Consider the following 14,481-nt stretch of genomic DNA (forward strand, 5'->3'; position numbering starts at 1 on the left):
TCAATTGGGGCGGTAGCCGGGACGGAGCGGGGGCGGGATGATGCCCTCCGGGATTGGCTTGTCGTAGGGGGTTTCGGCGATGACCGCGTGGAACTCTCGCTGCGCGGCGGCGAGCAGCTCCGGGTCCGTTAATAGATCCAGGGCGGTCGCGGCCATCGCTTTCGCCGCGTGGATCATCCCCTTGTGCGCCACCCGGCTTTTGCCTTGGGCGACGAGCTGCCAGGAGTGCGCCGGCGTTCCGATCGCCATGGTGCTGCCTACGATTTGGACCGTCGGCACAATCCAGCTCACATCACCGACGTCGGTCGAGCCGGTCAGCTGGAAGCGATGTGCCGGATCGACGAGGGTAGGGATGCCGTCGAAGAGCGCCCGCGGATCGTCGGCGCTTAGACCCAGGCGACGGCGCACGGCAGAGGCCGCACCGTCGGGAAGCGTGACCGCCATTCGCTGGCCGTAAGCCTGGTCGTCCTCATCGAACGGCACACCGCCCAGTTCGCACACGTTCGCGTGGAGCCGCTCCTCCAGGGTGCGGTTGGGCAGCATTTCCGCGCAGGCGCCGTCGAATTCGATCTCGACGGTGGTGCCGCTCATCATGGCCGCACCGTGCGCGATAGCCACGACCCGCTCGTACAACGTCCGCATCTTCGCCACAGTGGGTGAGCGCACGATGTAGTAGAGCTCCGCTGTGGGCTGGACGACGTTCGCGGAGACGCCGCCGGCGTCGGTAAAGGCGTAGTGGATGCGTTCAGCATCCTCCATGTGCTCACGGAGGAAGTTCACTCCGATGTTCATGAGTTCTGCTGCATCCAGAGCGCTGCGTCCGAGATGCGGCATCCCACCGGCGTGGGCGGCAAGACCACGGAATCGGAAGTACGCCTGCGTGTAGGCGAGCGAGAGCCACTGATCGGTCGACATCACGTCGGCGGGATGCCAGGTCACCGCAGCATCCACGCCGTCGAATGCACCGCCGGCGACCATGTACGTCTTACCGGCCGCGGCCTCCTCGGCCGGGCATCCGTAGTAGCGCACGGTGCCCGACGCCCCGCTGGACTTCAGCTGCTGGGCGACCGCGACCGCCGCGAGCAGCGATCCCGCCCCAAGCAGATTGTGACCGCAACCCGCGCCGTTGCCGGAGGTGTTCGCGGGGTCGGGTTCGCAGACCACGGAATCCGCCTTCTGGCTGAGGGAGGCGAGTCCGTCGTACTCGCCGAGGACGGCGATCACGGGAGCACCTGACCCCCATTCCGCGAGGAACGCTGTGGGCACGCCGCCCACGGCGCGGGTGACACGGCCGCCGAACTCCTGGGCGACTTCGATCTGCTTGCGGACGGACTCGCGCTCCTCCCAGTGCAGTTCCGGCTCGTCCCAGATCTCATCGCTGAGACGGGTGAAACGCGGGGAGAGGTAGTGGACAGGCTGCGTATCAAGTCCGCGCGTATTCGGCGGGTATGAGACCCGGTGAGACCGGCGGCTAGCATCGCCCAGTGCCTATCGAAGTGGTCGCGTCCTCGCCATCGTGGCCTGCGCAGTTTGCGCTGGTCGCAGGCGACCTGAAGCAGGCTCTCGCTGGACTGGCGACCGCGCGAGTCGAGCATGTGGGCTCAACCTCAGTGCCAGGGCTGGCGGCCAAGCCCATCCTCGATATCGACGTCATCGTCGACGGAGCGGAGATGTCGGCAGCGGTCGCCGCCCTGGGTTCGGCCGGGTACGTTCACCGCGGCGATCTGGGAGTTGTCGATCGGGAGGCCTTCCATGCTCCTGATGCGAACCCGCGGCGGAACGTCTATGTCTGCCGGGCGGGCACGTTGAACGTCCGCAACCACCTCGCGGTTCGCGACGTCCTTCGTGTGCGGGAAGATCTGCGTGACGAGTACGGAGCCGTGAAGCTGGCGCTTGCAGCGGAGCCCGACATGGACATCGATACCTACATCGCTCGAAAGTCTGCGGTTCTCCAGAAGGTCCTCGCGGAGTCCGACCTCACCTCCGACGAGTGCCTTCAGATCTTGCGCCTCAACGACCCTGCCGCCTGACCCGACTACAGCTCGCCAGGCGGGCTGGCCGCCTCAGTGCGAACGAGCTCAGACGCCTGTCGGACGAGATCGACCAGGTTGTCGGGGAAGACCTGTACGTCCGCGCTTGTGAGGTCGTCGGTCGACCACCATCGCCACGTGGTCACGGCTCGCTGTTCCAGCTCGGTCCATCCGTGGGCGCTCAGCGCGCTGTTGTTCGTCCTTGCGGCGAAGAAGTGCTCGATCTGATGCTGTGGCTGACCGTGGTTTAGAAAGTCGAATTCCCGGCGATGGAAGGGCCCGATCAGAGTCAGTCCTGCCTGGCCGGTCTCCTCGAGCAACTCGCGCTCCGCGGCTTCCGCGAGCGACTCGCCCGTGTCCACTCCGCCGCCGGCCGTGAACCAGAATCGGACCGTGTCACCGGTGTCGGAGAGGTCCCGGCCTTCGAAGAGGAGCACGCGGCTGGACTGGTCCAGGAGGACGATCCGAACTGCGACTCGCGTGTCTTCAGGCATCGCGCTCTCCCGACTGCGCCATCCGTCCCAGGGTGACGAGGAGGTTGGCGTATCCGAGAGCATCGTCGATCGCGCGGTGCGTGTGCGGTACGTCGCCGAACCACTCGGTCGGCAAGCTCGCTGGCGAGATCTCCGACGCAGGGCGACCGGTCACGGCTGCTGCGTAGCTCCGAAGGCAGAGGCCAGTGCCATCGAAGACACGGTCGTCCTCGTATGGGCCCTGGATGATGCCGTAGCGAGTGAACCGGCGAAGGTAGAAGTCGATCCACAGGCCGTCGAAGGCCAAGGGCGAGGCAGCGAAGCACTTCTGGCCGGGCAGTGATTTCACCCAACTCGCGTATCTGGCCATCACATCGGGCGCTGGTTCCGGATCGGTCGTGGCGGCCTCCCACACGTCGGGAATCGACTGGAACCACGCGAGGGTCTGCTGGTTCGGTGCGGCTCCGGGCAGTTCTTCGAGAACGGCTTCGAAGCGCCCGTGCTCCGTGCCGTCGAGGGTGATGGCGACGGACGCGAACGATCGCATCGAGTTCGGCCCTGGCCACGGTCCGTCGACCTCGATGTCCGTGACGACATAGACCCAGTGGTCGGGCGATTCGCTAGACACGACGAGGATCCTCGCATTCCGGGTGACGGCGGCAAAGAGCGGCGTGTGCCAACGGTCAAGTGGCCTTGATGGATCGGCCGGCGTACCGGGCCCACGGCTCGCCCGCCTTGTCGGCGTGGAGGAACGCGACCTGGGCGCTGTAACCGAGCGCCTCTGCCACCAGGGAGGGCGGGCATTCAAGGACGAGCTCACCGATGGCACGGTTGCGGGCACCGAGGAGGTTGATGCCCACGTCGCGGAGGCGGTCCATGACAGTGTTGGGGTGTAGGTGGCGGCCGGCAAGCGTGCTCGGGAACAGCCACGGGCTGTCGGATCCGGCGCCGGTGCGTAGGTTCGGCCGTGCGGCAAGGTGCTCCCTGATGAGCGAGGCGAACGGCTCGGGAACATCGGTCGGATGCGTGCCGAGAACGATGCTCATCCCAGAGTCGGCGTCGTCGACGATGCTGGTCGGGAAGGTGACGACCTTGACCAGCGGCTGGGCGTAGAGCAACAGGAGCATCCCGGCGACGCGGTAGGGGAGTGACTCGCTGGTGCCCGTGAGGAGCTCGTGGATCCAGGCGAGCCGTTGGTCCTGACTGAGAGATGGGCTGCTCTTCGCGGATCGGTGCTGAACAGTCACCGCCGTGTTGAGACGCGCCTGCTTCGCGACCACGAAGAACGTCCTGATCGCACTGCGCGTCGTCGGTCCGGCCGCGAGCCACTCGTCGACGTCCTGCTGAGTGCAGGTGGCCGCGGTGCGCTGATACGTCTCGTGGAGCCACACGAGGAACTTCACCGTTTCGGTGATCTCCTGCTTCGCGGAGTGAATTGGCCCGCGAGTGGGTGCGCCAGCCCCGGTCTTGGCGCGGATGCGCCGCAGGTGGTGCCACGTGGCGAAGTGCTGAACTGGCTGCCGTACCTCGTCGGGGAGTCCGTCGAGCTTGGCGTCGATCCATTGCTCGAAGCGCGGCAGGTAGGGGTCGCGAGGGGGGAGTAGACCGTGGTGCTGCATCAGTGCCCGGAGATGCTCGGCGGGCTTGCCGGGCACGGAGTCGAGACCCTCGTGCGACGCGGCGATGGCGCCGTTACCGAGCCCGCGAAGCAGTTCCTGGACCTTGGCCGACCGCTTCCAAACGAGGATGGACTCGGGCCTGTCTGACGCGCAGAGAGCATCGACAAGGCCGAGGAGTGCGGGATCGCTTGGCGCGCCGCCGAGCAGCGCGTGGAGGTCGTCGCGGAGTGCGCAGCGGACGCAGAGCCGTCCGCGATGTCGCGCTGCTTCGACGTCGCAGCGCTCGCAGTGGAAGTCGACGGGGATCTCAGCGCATGTCGAGCAGATCGGCTGGCGATCGGTGGCGCGCAGGCCCGGCAGGAGCCGATCCTGGAGGCACTCTGGGCAGGTTCCGCGGGTGTGCACGGCGTCGTAGTAGCAGATGTTGCAGAGTCGGCCTTCTGGCCAGTTGGCTGCGAGCCTGGGGATGTTCCGGCCGCAGCGAGCACACGGATCGTCGCGAGTGCTCGTCGCGCGCGGACGACCCTGGACGGTCGAGCGAGGGGAGAGGCCCGCCGGCTTCGGATCCATCGATGCTCCTGGCGCTACTCGTCGAGGATGTTTGCGCGCCGCGGCCGCACGCTGCGGTCGAGCGAGACAACGTTCGGCGGGGAAGCGGTGCCCGTCTTGCGCACGCGTACATCCGTCGCCGTCGTCGTGAACAGGTCCGTCGACTCGCACTCGAAGATGTCGCACAGCGCCGCGATCAACATCAGGGAGACGCGCTCCGGCCGCTGGTTCACCAGCCGGTACACCTGCGGTCGAGACAGATTGATGTCGCGCTCGGCCAGCAGGGGAATGAGATCCGTGGTGTTGTGCAGGCCTCGGGCGGCCATCAGCTCGGCCAGGCGCCACGTGTAGTCGACCTTGCGCTTCATGATGTTCCGTCCTCGGTCTTGCGGGCCATGGCTTCCTTCACCGTACGGTCCAAGGCGCTCCTGAGCGTGGAGCGCCTGAACTCGTCGGACACGAAGTGATAGATGCCGGTTGTCGCCCCGTGCTCATGGCCCATCTGGTCCTGCACGAACCGCGGGTCCCATCCAGCTTCGAGCAGGTGAGTGGCGTACGAACGACGGAACGAGTGGAGATCGAGCCCATCGGAGAATCCCAACTCCTCGCAGTAGCGCCGGACCCGTCGGATCAGAGTCGATTCGACGACCAGTCCGCCGCGTTCGCTGGGGAAGAGATCCAGGGTGCCCGGATCACCGCGGCCGTTGGCGAGCCAGTCCTCGATGATGCCGGGCGTCCACCGCCAGACAGTGAGAACGCTGCGCGGCTTGTGCGGCGAGGACCGCTTTGCCTTGCCGTAGCGGACCTTGCAGACGCCGAACGCGCCGAACTCTCGGGCGTGTGGGTTGCGGGCGAAGTCGACCGTTTGCAGGTGCCTCAACTCGTTGAACCGGAGCCCGTAGCCGTACGCGATCTTCATCATGACCGCGTCCCGGTAGGCGGCCTGCCAGCCCTTGCGGCCCGACTTGCCGATCCGTTCAACCTCGTCGTCGGCGTGGTCGAAGAGTTGACTGATCTCATCACGGGTGTACGGACGTTTCTTCGGGCGTCCGTCGTACTCCTGGACGTGGGGAGCGGTGTTCCAGTCGAAGAACACCTGCGCCGGGTGGGTGCCAAAGAACCGCTCGCACACGACGTCGAACCCGTAGTCGGGATTGCTGATGTAGCTAGTGAAGGCACGCAACGCGGAGTGGTAGCCGCGCAGCGTCGAGTGGGCAACGTGCTTCTGGGTGCGTAGGTCCGCCGAGAACTCCTCGACAAGCGCGGGCGTCCAGTTCCACGGGTCTTCGTTGACGTGGCTGATGAAGCGCTCGACCATCCGGAGCCGTTGGTCGATGGTCGCGAACTGCAGGTTGCGTGACAGCTGCTGGTTCCGCCAGCCCTCGAGCATCTTCTGGAGCACCTGCTCGTCGGGCCGGAGGACCGGCACCGACTCGACCAGGCGGACCCGTCCGGAGCCATCAACCTGCATCAAATCCTCCCGAGAATCCGGTTTCATCCAGTGATTCCATGATGCATCTGATGAGACGCCATCTGTGTTTGCGCAGGTCAACGGCGTGTCGCGGTGGCCGCGCAACGCCTGATCGTTCCGCCGCCACACACGGTTTGACGCCGTTACGACGACGTTCGGTGCTGCGTTTCCGCTGGTCAGAGCTGGGTTAAGTACGGCCAGCGGGGCAGTGAGTCAGCCGCCCGCGATTGATTCATCCGATGCAATACGCAGACTAGTCGTCAACATAAGGGGTGATATCGGATACAGAGCTCATGAAATCTTTCTTGGTGGATGATCGAAACTGATTCGGAGGTGGTTACTCAAGCGTTGAGGCGACCGGCTCTTTGGAGGTCTTCGAACGGCCAGGCAGTGTCAGTGAGAGCGCGATCGTGGCGATGACGCCGAGCGCGACCGCGAAGTATGAAACGGCTGGGAACAGGGGAGTCAGAACGAAGACGACGATCGCCCCGACCATGGCCGCGATGATCAGGATGCGCGGCTGCGGGTTCGCCCACACCATCTGCACCAGCACGGACCCCATCACGGCGGGAAGCACATACGTTTGCACGGTGTTAATCAGTTCCGGCGGGATGATGCTGATCAGGAGCGTCCCGAACAGTCCGACGGCCACAGCGAGCGTGGCCAGGTGCACCGCTGCCGCACCGCAAATGCCGAGTACCGAGGCGAGCTGGCCGCGCTTGGTCTCCGGCTTCGCATTCACGGCCGACTGTGCAACAATCGCGGCGGGAAGCAGCTTGTTGGCGATGTTGCCGATCATGAACGCTTGGTACATGCTCGCCGGCCCCAAAAGGGGGAAGTACGACAGCGGCTCGACGAACCATACGACACCGAAGGCCGCGGTGATCGCGAGGACGCCGGTTATGACGGCTCCGGGTTGGACTCCGAGCTGCAGGGCGAGGAGTCCCGGTCCAAGGATCATCACGATCATCCCGAGAACCATGGTGATCCGTCCCCAGCGGGAGGTGGTTTTGTCGAAGGCGGCCCACCCGGCAGGTGCGGTGTCGGAAGGCGGTGGAGTCAGTATGGCCATGGTGTTCTTCTTTCGGGAGGTCAGGCTAGGCCGAGAGCGGGTAGGAGCGTAGCGAAAGCGAGGCTGGCCACGAGTGCGATGCCGAGAGCCCACTCCCGTAACCAGTGCTGCCGGAACGTCTTGGCGATCAGGAGCAGCGCGGCCATGATGAGACCGCTGGCGATGAGGACGAGCAAAGGACCGAATCCGCGTGCCGCCTGCTGGTAGGTGAAGCAGATAAAGGCGCCCAGCAGCGCAGCCGATGAGATAAGCCCCATCAGCGCCTTGTTCTTGCCGCGTTCCACCGCGCCCTGGCCGCGCTTGAGCAACGGGGTCGCGGTCAGCGTCACGAGCATCCACCCCGCGCCCGCGATGGCGATGCAGAGCAGGACGTTTGCGAAGACCTGTTGCGTGTAGCCTTCGCCGCCGAGCGTGGTCCCTTCAGTTCCGGCGACGATGCCGGCGGCAGCGACGTCAAAAGCGGCGGATCCGATCAGGCCGATGCGCTGAAGCACTCCAGGCGTTCCAAAAACACTGACGAGGGTGATCGCGATTAGCGATACAGCGAGGGACGGACCGATGGAGGCAATCGCGCCGGCGCGGAAGGCCCTCGTGACCTCCTTGCGTTCCAGGCCCACATTGGGGGCCGCCCGCGACGCTGCCTGATAGTAGATCACGGTCTGGATGGCGATCACGGCGAAGACCGCGACGACCGATCCCCACAGAATCGGTGAACCCGCGACTGCGAGGATGTCTGAGGATTCGGAAGGCGGGGCGTCGGATGCGTGCATGATGCTCCTTCTAGGGATTGCCGGGTGATAGTTCTCATGGTGTTCCCCGCATGCTTTCGTTGGGTCAATTCGCCGAAATCTGGCGAAGTTTACTTCGCTATCCCAGAAAGATGTCGAAAACTGTCCATTCGTGCAGGAAAAGATGCTCGCCCGCGGCGGATCTGGAACCTAAAGTTGGACGCACAAAACGACTAACTGAAGCGCTGCTTCAGGAGACTGCACGCCACGCGGCTGCCGCAGGGGCAGCGCCTCCCTCGAATCTCTCAGACACCCGTACCGAAGTGCCGAGAGCACACTGAAAGTGTCGCGCCGTGTCCGCCGCTGCCGGGGCAAGCGCGTCGGCTCTCAAAAGCTCCTCCTGACTTGGCTCATTCGCTTAGTGCGTGAGTTTCGGATTGTGGATGGCGTCGAGGATGGCTTGTTGCGCTGCTGTAATGGCGGGAGCGTATGTCTTGGGGCGTGCCATTGATGGTAACCGTGGCTGAGCGCGGGGTCCGAAGTTGTCTGGGTGTTACGCCCGGCGAGTGTCGGTGACGGTCGAAAACTGAGCCATTGTGACGGCGGCGGAGTTCAGCGGTCGTTGCAACGATTTATGGTTCGGTCGAAGGTGAGACCAGTCGAGTCAGGTGCTCCAAAGGGCTTTGCCATCCGAGGATTTCGCGTGGTCGCTGATTGAGTTCGGCGGCGACCATAGCCAGGTGTTCGCGGGTGTGGACGCTGAGATCTGTTCCTTTCGGAAAGTATTGGCGGAGCAGGCCGTTGGTGTTCTCGTTGGATCCGCGTTGCCAGGGGCTGGCTGGGTCGCAGAAGTAGACAGGGATGAGTGTTTGCCGCGTGAAATCCTGGTGGCAGGCTTAACGAAGCGATGGCCCTTACCGAAAGTGAACGCCCGCTTTTTATCGGCTTCCTGGGACCGCTGACCGATATGGCGTCCGCGATACTCCTGGAGCCCTCTATCGTCGACAAGGACATTGTCGTGATTTGGGTCGGAGGACCATCCCACGACCCGGGCATTGTCTCCGTTGGGTCGTGGCCGGAATTTAACCTGAAGAACGATATTGCGGCGGCAAATGTAGTTTTCGAATCCGGCGTAACTCTGTGGCAGATCCCTTCCAGCGTGTACCGGATGGTCAATGTCGGATACGCCGAACTCGAGGCAAAGGTCGAACCTCACGGAGCCTTGGGCTCCTACCTCGTAAAGCAAACGCGCGAGTTCAATGCGCAGTATCACAAAGTACCCATTGAATCGCGGTCCCTCGGTGATTCGCCCGTAGTAGGCCTGATGCTGGAACCCTGGGGCGGCGTTTTCCGACGACAACCCCCCGTACGATTCAGCCCAGACGGCCACTACACACCGTCCGCGTCGGGTTCGGAAGTGCTTGTGCTTGAACAGGCGGACACGCGATTTCTCCTTGAAGATATGTATGCCAAAATCGCACAACATGCAGAGAAGCCGCGTTGAGAGCAACGTTTAGAACAAGGAGGTTTCCTAGCGGTCAGCGACCCCGGACGCTCATCAGGCACTCACGTGCTCGTCCTAGGAGCTCCATTGGTCAGCCGGTTGATAAGCTGTTGAAATGCCAGCGAACTCCTCAGCAATAGCGGACCGTATGGCCGCCGCTCTCACCCCGATGGACCAGGGCTCGGTGGTGTCTGAAGTTGCTGAGCGACTCCTGGGCCTCTTCACGAGCGGCGGAATCGCGCCCGGCACACGCCTTCCTGCAGAGCGCCAACTGGCAGCCTCCCTCAGCGTCGGCCGGTCCGCCGTCAGGGAGGCTCTGGCGGCACTGGAAATCTTAGGTGTCGTTGTTGTTCGCCCCGGCTCGGGAACTTACCTTCGTGATGGGGTCTCAGAACTTCTGCCCAAAACGCTCAGCTGGGGACTGATGTTGGGGGAGCCTAGGACCAGGGAACTGGTCGAGCTTCGGAGCGGCCTGGAAATTCAGGCAATGGAGTTAGCGTCAACACGGGTGACTGACGAAGCCTTGAACCGGATGCGGCACAACCTTGAGACCATGAGCAGGAATCTCGATAATTACTCGGCCTTCGTCGAAGCGGACGCACTCTTTCACCGCGAGATCGCCGACTGTGCCGGAAACGCCGTTCTTGGAGAGCTCCTTCAAAGCATCCGTTCCCTTCTCCGCATTTGGGTGGACAGGGCCTTGGCGGACGAAGACCATGCGGAAGCGGCGCTCCAGGAGCACACCGCCATCTTGCAAGCTCTTGAGTCCGGAAACCCCGCAACGGCCGCGGAAGCTATGCGATCCCACATGGTTACAGCCTCAAGACGCCTGCTTGCCGGGTTTGATACAAGCGGGAAGTCTGAAGCGCCCCCCACGGGTGATTAGACGTACCACCCAATCCACCCGCCGTATGGCAGGTGTTTTGGGTCGGCAATCCATACGACAGGTTGCTGCTGCACCCCTTGCCGGCCGCTCTTGAGCGGGCCGTCCGATTGCCGTTATCCACCGTGCGCTCACCGACGTTCTTCGCGCCCGTAGGCGCATCCTACCTAGGCAAGTTTCATAACGTCAGGTTGGGGTGAACCTCAAAAAAGCAGGTCCTCACGCTACATTGCCCTCGTAACTGCTCGTGCTAGTTTGAGGGTCTCTCTTCACCCTCTTCACCGGTTGCTCGTCGCGATTGGAGCCATCATGCCGACCGCCAAGGAGGCCGGCACCATCTTCGGCCCGCTCATGGCCGCGATGTTCGTCCCTTCTACGCCTACAGCCTGTCGGGGGTTGGGGTGCTGGGGCGCCGGTGGAAGCGTTCGGGATTTTTGTCGTAGTAGCGCTGTAGTGCCTGGTCGCGTGTTTTCCAGAGTTCCTTCCAGGACCCGTCGTGGACCTGGGAAGGTGAGAAGAGGGCGATGCCTGAGTGTTTGTGTTGGGTGTTGTACCAGGGGACGTAGTGGGCAAGGTAGGCCCGGGCGGTCTCGAGCTCTTTGAACACGCGTGGGTAACCGGGCCGGTATTTCATGGTCCGGAATCCGGATTCGGAGAACGGGTTGTCGTTCGAAACGTAGGGGCGGTCGGCGATGGCGGTTTCGAACATCTCCACGGCGAGATGGTCCGCTTCCCGTTCCTCGACCCGCCGGGCAACCATGTGGCGGGAGTAGAAATCAAGGACGGAATTGGCTTTAAACGACTTTCCCCGCAAGGGTGAATGCAGATCGGTGATGTCCCCGGACCAGACCTGACCCGGTCCGGTGTCCCGGATAACGGGTTTCTCCCGCGGGGGCCGTTTGTTCCCGCTCCTGGTAGGGATGGCCGGGCGCAGCATCTGGTCCTCGATCTGGGCCGCGACCCGCCACCAGGTCCGCCGGGAAGCGAGCATTACCCCTTTGTCCCAAGCCGCCGCGTAGGAATGGTCAACAGAGACCTGCTCGGCCCAGCCCTCCAGAATGTACTCTGCGATCCGGTCGCGGTCCGCCGTGCCAATCCGCGATTCATAGGCCCGCTCAGACTGTCCGAGCGGGTCCTGCACGCGTTCGCGGGGGGTCTGCCGGTAATGCCAAGTCGAACGTGATAGGCCGGCGAACTCGAGGGCTTGACGCTGCGATCCGGTGAGCGTTGTCAGCTCACGGACGAGCCGGTTCTCGGCTTCGATGAACTCTTCGGATCGTTCGTCCGGGCCGTATCGGGCTCTGGCACGTTCAACTCGTGCAAGAGCCCGATAGCTTTTCCCAGAGCTGTATTCGTGCCTTCAAGTTCACGGATACCGCTCTTGAGCTTTTCGACTTCGGACTCGTATTGGGCGATCTCTTTGGCGCGCGCTTTTTAAAACGCGGAGCAGTCGCCATTCGTGCGGGCCATATTCCCATGCTCTCGTGGAAGCAGGTTCCGGTCGAGGTCACCCTCCAGAATCATCTTCCGCCACCGCCGGAACGTCCACTCAGTCACCGGCTGAGAGGCAAGCCATTCCTTCCTCGTCCCGTACGGCTGGACGTAATACTCGTGCACGGAGAGCATAGGTTGGCCCTGGGGAGTCCTCCCCGGTGAAGACCAGGCTTTCCTTGACGAATTCGACCCGGACGCCTTTATGTGTCAGACCCTGGACAGCGCGCGGAGGTCATCGAGGTTCCGGGCCAGCCGGTCCATGCTGTACACGTCCACCAACTTCATCTCAAAGAGGCTGCGGTCACCGGGGCCGTGATCTTATGATCGGCGGACAGTCGTGCCGCGGTCTGCAACGACACCGTTCGGTGACGGGCGAGTCCGATGTGCCCTTTTCCTTGGCAGGATGTGAAAAAACCCGGCGCGGGACACGAATCTCAGGTGCGTGTTGCGGTTCCGCGTGCCCGCGCCGGGAGGACTATCACTTCAAGAGTTCTCACTGGGTCCATTCCTTGGAGCAGCTCAAACTCGTTTGAGGGTCACTGCCCCTTCCGCGGCATCCCCCGCTCATTGGCCAAGGAATGCCTTAGTTCCTAAGGGAGGAAGTGATCCGTCGCAGGATTGTGGGGTCGGAGAGGGTGGTCGCGTCGCCGGGGTCACGGCCCTCGGCGACGTCCTTGAGTAGGCGCCGCATGATCTTCCCGGAGCGCGTCTTGGGCAGTTCCGGGACCACCAGGATGGCCTTCGGCTTGGCAATGGGGCCGATTTCCTTGCCCACGTGGTTGCGGAGTTCCTGGACCATGTCGTCCCCGGAATCCACGGCATCCCCGCGCAGGATGACAAACGCGACGACGGCCTGGCCGGTGGTCTCGTCCGCGGCACCCACGACGGCGGCCTCAGCCACGGCCGGGTGCGACAGCAGCGCGGATTCGATCTCAGTGGTGGAGAGCCGGTGCCCGGAGACGTTCATGACGTCGTCAACGCGGCCCAGGAGCCAGATGTCGCCGTCCTCGTCCTTCTTGGCGCCGTCCCCGGCGAAGTACATGGTTTCAAAGCGCGACCAGTAAGTGTCCTTGAACCGTTGCGGGTCGCCCCAGATGCCGCGCAGCATGGCGGGCCATGGCTCACGGATCACCAGGAACCCGCCGTGGCCGTTGGGCACGGATTCGCCGAGTTCGTCCACGACGTCCACGGCGATCCCGGGCAACGGCACCTGCGCCGAGCCCGGCTTGGTGGCCGTGACCCCGGGGAGCGGAGCGATCATCTGCGCGCCGGTTTCGGTCTGCCACCACGTGTCCACGATGGGGGCCTTGCCGCCGCCGATGACCTTCCGGTACCACATCCAGGCCTCGGGGTTGATCGGTTCGCCCACGGAACCCAGGACACGCAGGGAGGAAAGGTCGTACTTGTCCGGGATCTCCCGTCCCCACTTCATGAACGTCCGGATCGCGGTGGGCGCGGTGTAGAGGATGGAAACCTTGTACTTTTCCACGATCTCCCACCAGCGGCCCTGGTGCGGGGAGTCAGGGGTGCCCTCGTACATCACCTGGGTGGCGCCGTTGATGAGCGGGGCGTAGGTGACGTAGGAGTGGCCGGTGACCCAGCCGACGTCGGCCGTGCACCAGTACACGTCCGTTTCAGGGTGCAGGTCAAAGACAGCCTTGTGCGTGTAGGCGGTCTGGGTGAGGTAACCGCCGGTGGTGTGCAGGATGCCCTTGGGCTTCCCCGTGGTGCCGGAGGTGTAGAGGATGAACAACGGGTGCTCGGAATCGTGGCCCACGGCGGTGTGCTCGGCAGAGGCAGCCTCCACAGTGTCCGCCCACCAGTGGTCCCGGCCCTCGTGCCAGTCCACGTCCTGGCCGTTGCGCTTGACCACCACAACGTTCTGTACCGTGTGGCCGTCCTTGGCCAGGGCTTCATCGACGGCGGTCTTCAGGGCGCTTGGCTTGCCGCGCCGGTAGGTGCCGTCAGCGGTGACCACCAGTTTGGCCTCGGCGTCGTCGATCCGTGACCGCAGGGCGTCCGCGGAGAAGCCGCCGAACACCACGGAATGGACTGCCCCGATCCGGGCGCACGCGAGCAGCGTGATCACGGCCTCGGGGATCATTGGCAGGTACACAGCCACCCGGTCTCCCTTGGCCACGCCGAGGGATTCGAAAGCGTTGGCTGCCTTCTTCACCTCCTCGGTGAGCTGCGCGTAGGTGTAGGTACTCGTGTCTCCGGGCTCGCCCTCGAAGTGGATGGCAACGCGGTCTCCGAGCCCGTTCTCCACATGCCGGTCCAGCGCGTTGTAGGCGGCATTGACCTCCCCGCCCACGAACCACTTTGCGAACGGCGGGTTGGACCAGTCCAGCGGCTGGTCGAAATCCTTGCTCCAGGTCAGCAGTTCGCGGGCCTTCTTCGCCCAGAAGGCGGGACGGTCAGCGTCAGCTTCGTCGTACTCAGCAGCGGTAACGACGGCGTCCGCGGCAAATTCCGGTGTGGGCGGGAAGGCCCGGGTCTCATGCAGCAGGTTTTCGAAAGCGTCACCGTGTGCCTCACCCTGCTGGGCGGCACCGGCCGACGCGGTTGCTACGGCGCTTGTAGTGTCCTGGGACATGTGAACCTCATCATTCATCGATCTTTGCTGTGCGCGGGATGCGCGCGTGAACATCGCCTGGC

13 protein-coding genes and 2 pseudogenes are annotated in these 14,481 nt (G+C 63.8%); 3 read left to right on the forward strand and 12 right to left on the reverse strand.

Annotation, left to right across the window (positions count from 1 at the left end; genetic code table 11):
* Positions 1–1,485, reverse strand: a complete 1,485-nt coding sequence (locus RI444_RS08605; protein WP_207605925.1) for an amidohydrolase — start codon at positions 1,483–1,485, stop codon at positions 1–3.
* Between RI444_RS08605 and RI444_RS08610 the strand changes: the two genes are divergently transcribed.
* Entirely contained in the window at positions 1,485–2,030 is a 546-nt protein-coding gene (locus RI444_RS08610; RefSeq protein ID WP_071416677.1) for a GrpB family protein, read from the forward strand. The two genes, RI444_RS08605 and RI444_RS08610, sit on opposite strands and share 1 nt — an antisense overlap.
* A 5-nt stretch (positions 2,031–2,035) precedes the next feature.
* Here the strand turns inward: RI444_RS08610 and RI444_RS08615 are convergent, their stop codons facing one another.
* The 8 genes and pseudogenes from RI444_RS08615 to RI444_RS08650 all read right to left on the reverse strand — a co-directional run.
* Positions 2,036–2,524 carry an NUDIX hydrolase gene (locus RI444_RS08615; protein WP_071416678.1) on the reverse strand — a complete coding sequence of 163 codons (489 nt, stop codon included), beginning with the start codon at positions 2,522–2,524 and terminating at the stop codon, positions 2,036–2,038.
* Entirely contained in the window at positions 2,517–3,131 is a 615-nt protein-coding gene (locus RI444_RS08620; RefSeq protein WP_071416679.1) for a hypothetical protein, read from the reverse strand. Before RI444_RS08620 ends, RI444_RS08615 begins: the two co-directional genes overlap by 8 nt.
* A 55-nt stretch (positions 3,132–3,186) precedes the next feature.
* Positions 3,187–4,527 (reverse strand): recombinase XerD, encoded by a 1,341-nt coding sequence (locus tag RI444_RS08625; RefSeq protein ID WP_242703054.1) that lies wholly within the window; start codon positions 4,525–4,527, stop codon positions 3,187–3,189.
* A 179-nt stretch (positions 4,528–4,706) separates the two neighbouring features.
* Positions 4,707–5,039 (reverse strand): helix-turn-helix domain-containing protein, encoded by a 333-nt coding sequence (locus RI444_RS08630; RefSeq protein ID WP_071416681.1) that lies wholly within the window; start codon positions 5,037–5,039, stop codon positions 4,707–4,709.
* Complete coding sequence (locus tag RI444_RS08635) at positions 5,036–6,169, reverse strand: tyrosine-type recombinase/integrase (protein ID WP_242703055.1); 1,134 nt, start codon at positions 6,167–6,169, stop codon at positions 5,036–5,038. The genes RI444_RS08630 and RI444_RS08635 overlap by 4 nt, the downstream gene beginning before the upstream one ends.
* A 310-nt stretch (positions 6,170–6,479) precedes the next feature.
* Complete coding sequence (locus RI444_RS08640) at positions 6,480–7,214, reverse strand: hypothetical protein (protein ID WP_207604585.1); 735 nt, start codon at positions 7,212–7,214, stop codon at positions 6,480–6,482.
* Between the two features lie 20 nt (positions 7,215–7,234).
* Positions 7,235–7,984 (reverse strand): DUF5058 family protein, encoded by a 750-nt coding sequence (locus RI444_RS08645; protein ID WP_207604586.1) that lies wholly within the window; start codon positions 7,982–7,984, stop codon positions 7,235–7,237.
* Between the two features lie 590 nt (positions 7,985–8,574).
* Positions 8,575–8,838 (reverse strand): annotated as a pseudogene (locus tag RI444_RS08650) (IS30 family transposase); the annotation flags it as partial.
* Positions 8,839–8,849: 11 nt separating this feature from the next.
* Between RI444_RS08650 and RI444_RS08655 the strand changes: the two are divergent.
* Together RI444_RS08655 and RI444_RS08660 are read left to right on the forward strand one after the other, a co-directional pair.
* On the forward strand, positions 8,850–9,446 hold the full coding sequence (locus tag RI444_RS08655) for a nucleoside hydrolase (RefSeq protein WP_207604587.1): 597 nt from the start codon (positions 8,850–8,852) through the stop codon (positions 9,444–9,446).
* A gap of 115 nt (positions 9,447–9,561) precedes the next feature.
* Positions 9,562–10,332, forward strand: a complete 771-nt coding sequence (locus tag RI444_RS08660; RefSeq protein ID WP_207604588.1) for a FadR/GntR family transcriptional regulator — start codon at positions 9,562–9,564, stop codon at positions 10,330–10,332.
* A 376-nt stretch (positions 10,333–10,708) separates the two neighbouring features.
* On the opposite strand, the gene RI444_RS08665 is transcribed toward RI444_RS08660, so the two are convergent.
* The 3 genes and pseudogenes from RI444_RS08665 to acs form a co-directional block, all read right to left on the reverse strand.
* Positions 10,709–11,470 carry an integrase core domain-containing protein gene (locus RI444_RS08665; protein ID WP_207604589.1) on the reverse strand — a complete coding sequence of 254 codons (762 nt, stop codon included), beginning with the start codon at positions 11,468–11,470 and terminating at the stop codon, positions 10,709–10,711.
* Positions 11,471–11,965: 495 nt separating this feature from the next.
* Positions 11,966–12,099 (reverse strand): annotated as a pseudogene (locus RI444_RS08670) (recombinase family protein); the annotation flags it as partial.
* Between the two features lie 307 nt (positions 12,100–12,406).
* Positions 12,407–14,419 carry an acetate--CoA ligase gene (gene acs, locus RI444_RS08675; RefSeq protein ID WP_207604590.1) on the reverse strand — a complete coding sequence of 671 codons (2,013 nt, stop codon included), beginning with the start codon at positions 14,417–14,419 and terminating at the stop codon, positions 12,407–12,409.
* Between the last annotated feature and the right edge of the window lie 62 nt (positions 14,420–14,481).

The organism is Paenarthrobacter sp. AT5 (genome assembly GCF_032764245.1).
GTDB lineage: Bacteria > Actinomycetota > Actinomycetes > Actinomycetales > Micrococcaceae > Arthrobacter > Arthrobacter ureafaciens.

What these genes read in the sequence shown, in the direction of transcription:
- RI444_RS08615 (WP_071416678.1), bottom strand. Translation starts at nt 2,524, where the DNA reads ATGCCTGAAGACACGCGAGTCGCAGTTCGGATCGTCCTCCTGGACCAG.
- RI444_RS08630 (WP_071416681.1), bottom strand. Translation starts at nt 5,039, where the DNA reads ATGAAGCGCAAGGTCGACTACACGTGGCGCCTGGCCGAGCTGATGGCC.
- RI444_RS08635 (WP_242703055.1), bottom strand. Translation starts at nt 6,169, where the DNA reads ATGAAACCGGATTCTCGGGAGGATTTGATGCAGGTTGATGGCTCCGGA.
- RI444_RS08640 (WP_207604585.1), bottom strand. Translation starts at nt 7,214, where the DNA reads ATGGCCATACTGACTCCACCGCCTTCCGACACCGCACCTGCCGGGTGG.
- RI444_RS08645 (WP_207604586.1), bottom strand. Translation starts at nt 7,984, where the DNA reads ATGCACGCATCCGACGCCCCGCCTTCCGAATCCTCAGACATCCTCGCA.
- RI444_RS08655 (WP_207604587.1), top strand. Translation starts at nt 8,850, where the DNA reads ATGGCCCTTACCGAAAGTGAACGCCCGCTTTTTATCGGCTTCCTGGGA.
- RI444_RS08660 (WP_207604588.1), top strand. Translation starts at nt 9,562, where the DNA reads ATGCCAGCGAACTCCTCAGCAATAGCGGACCGTATGGCCGCCGCTCTC.
- acs (WP_207604590.1), bottom strand. Translation starts at nt 14,419, where the DNA reads ATGTCCCAGGACACTACAAGCGCCGTAGCAACCGCGTCGGCCGGTGCC.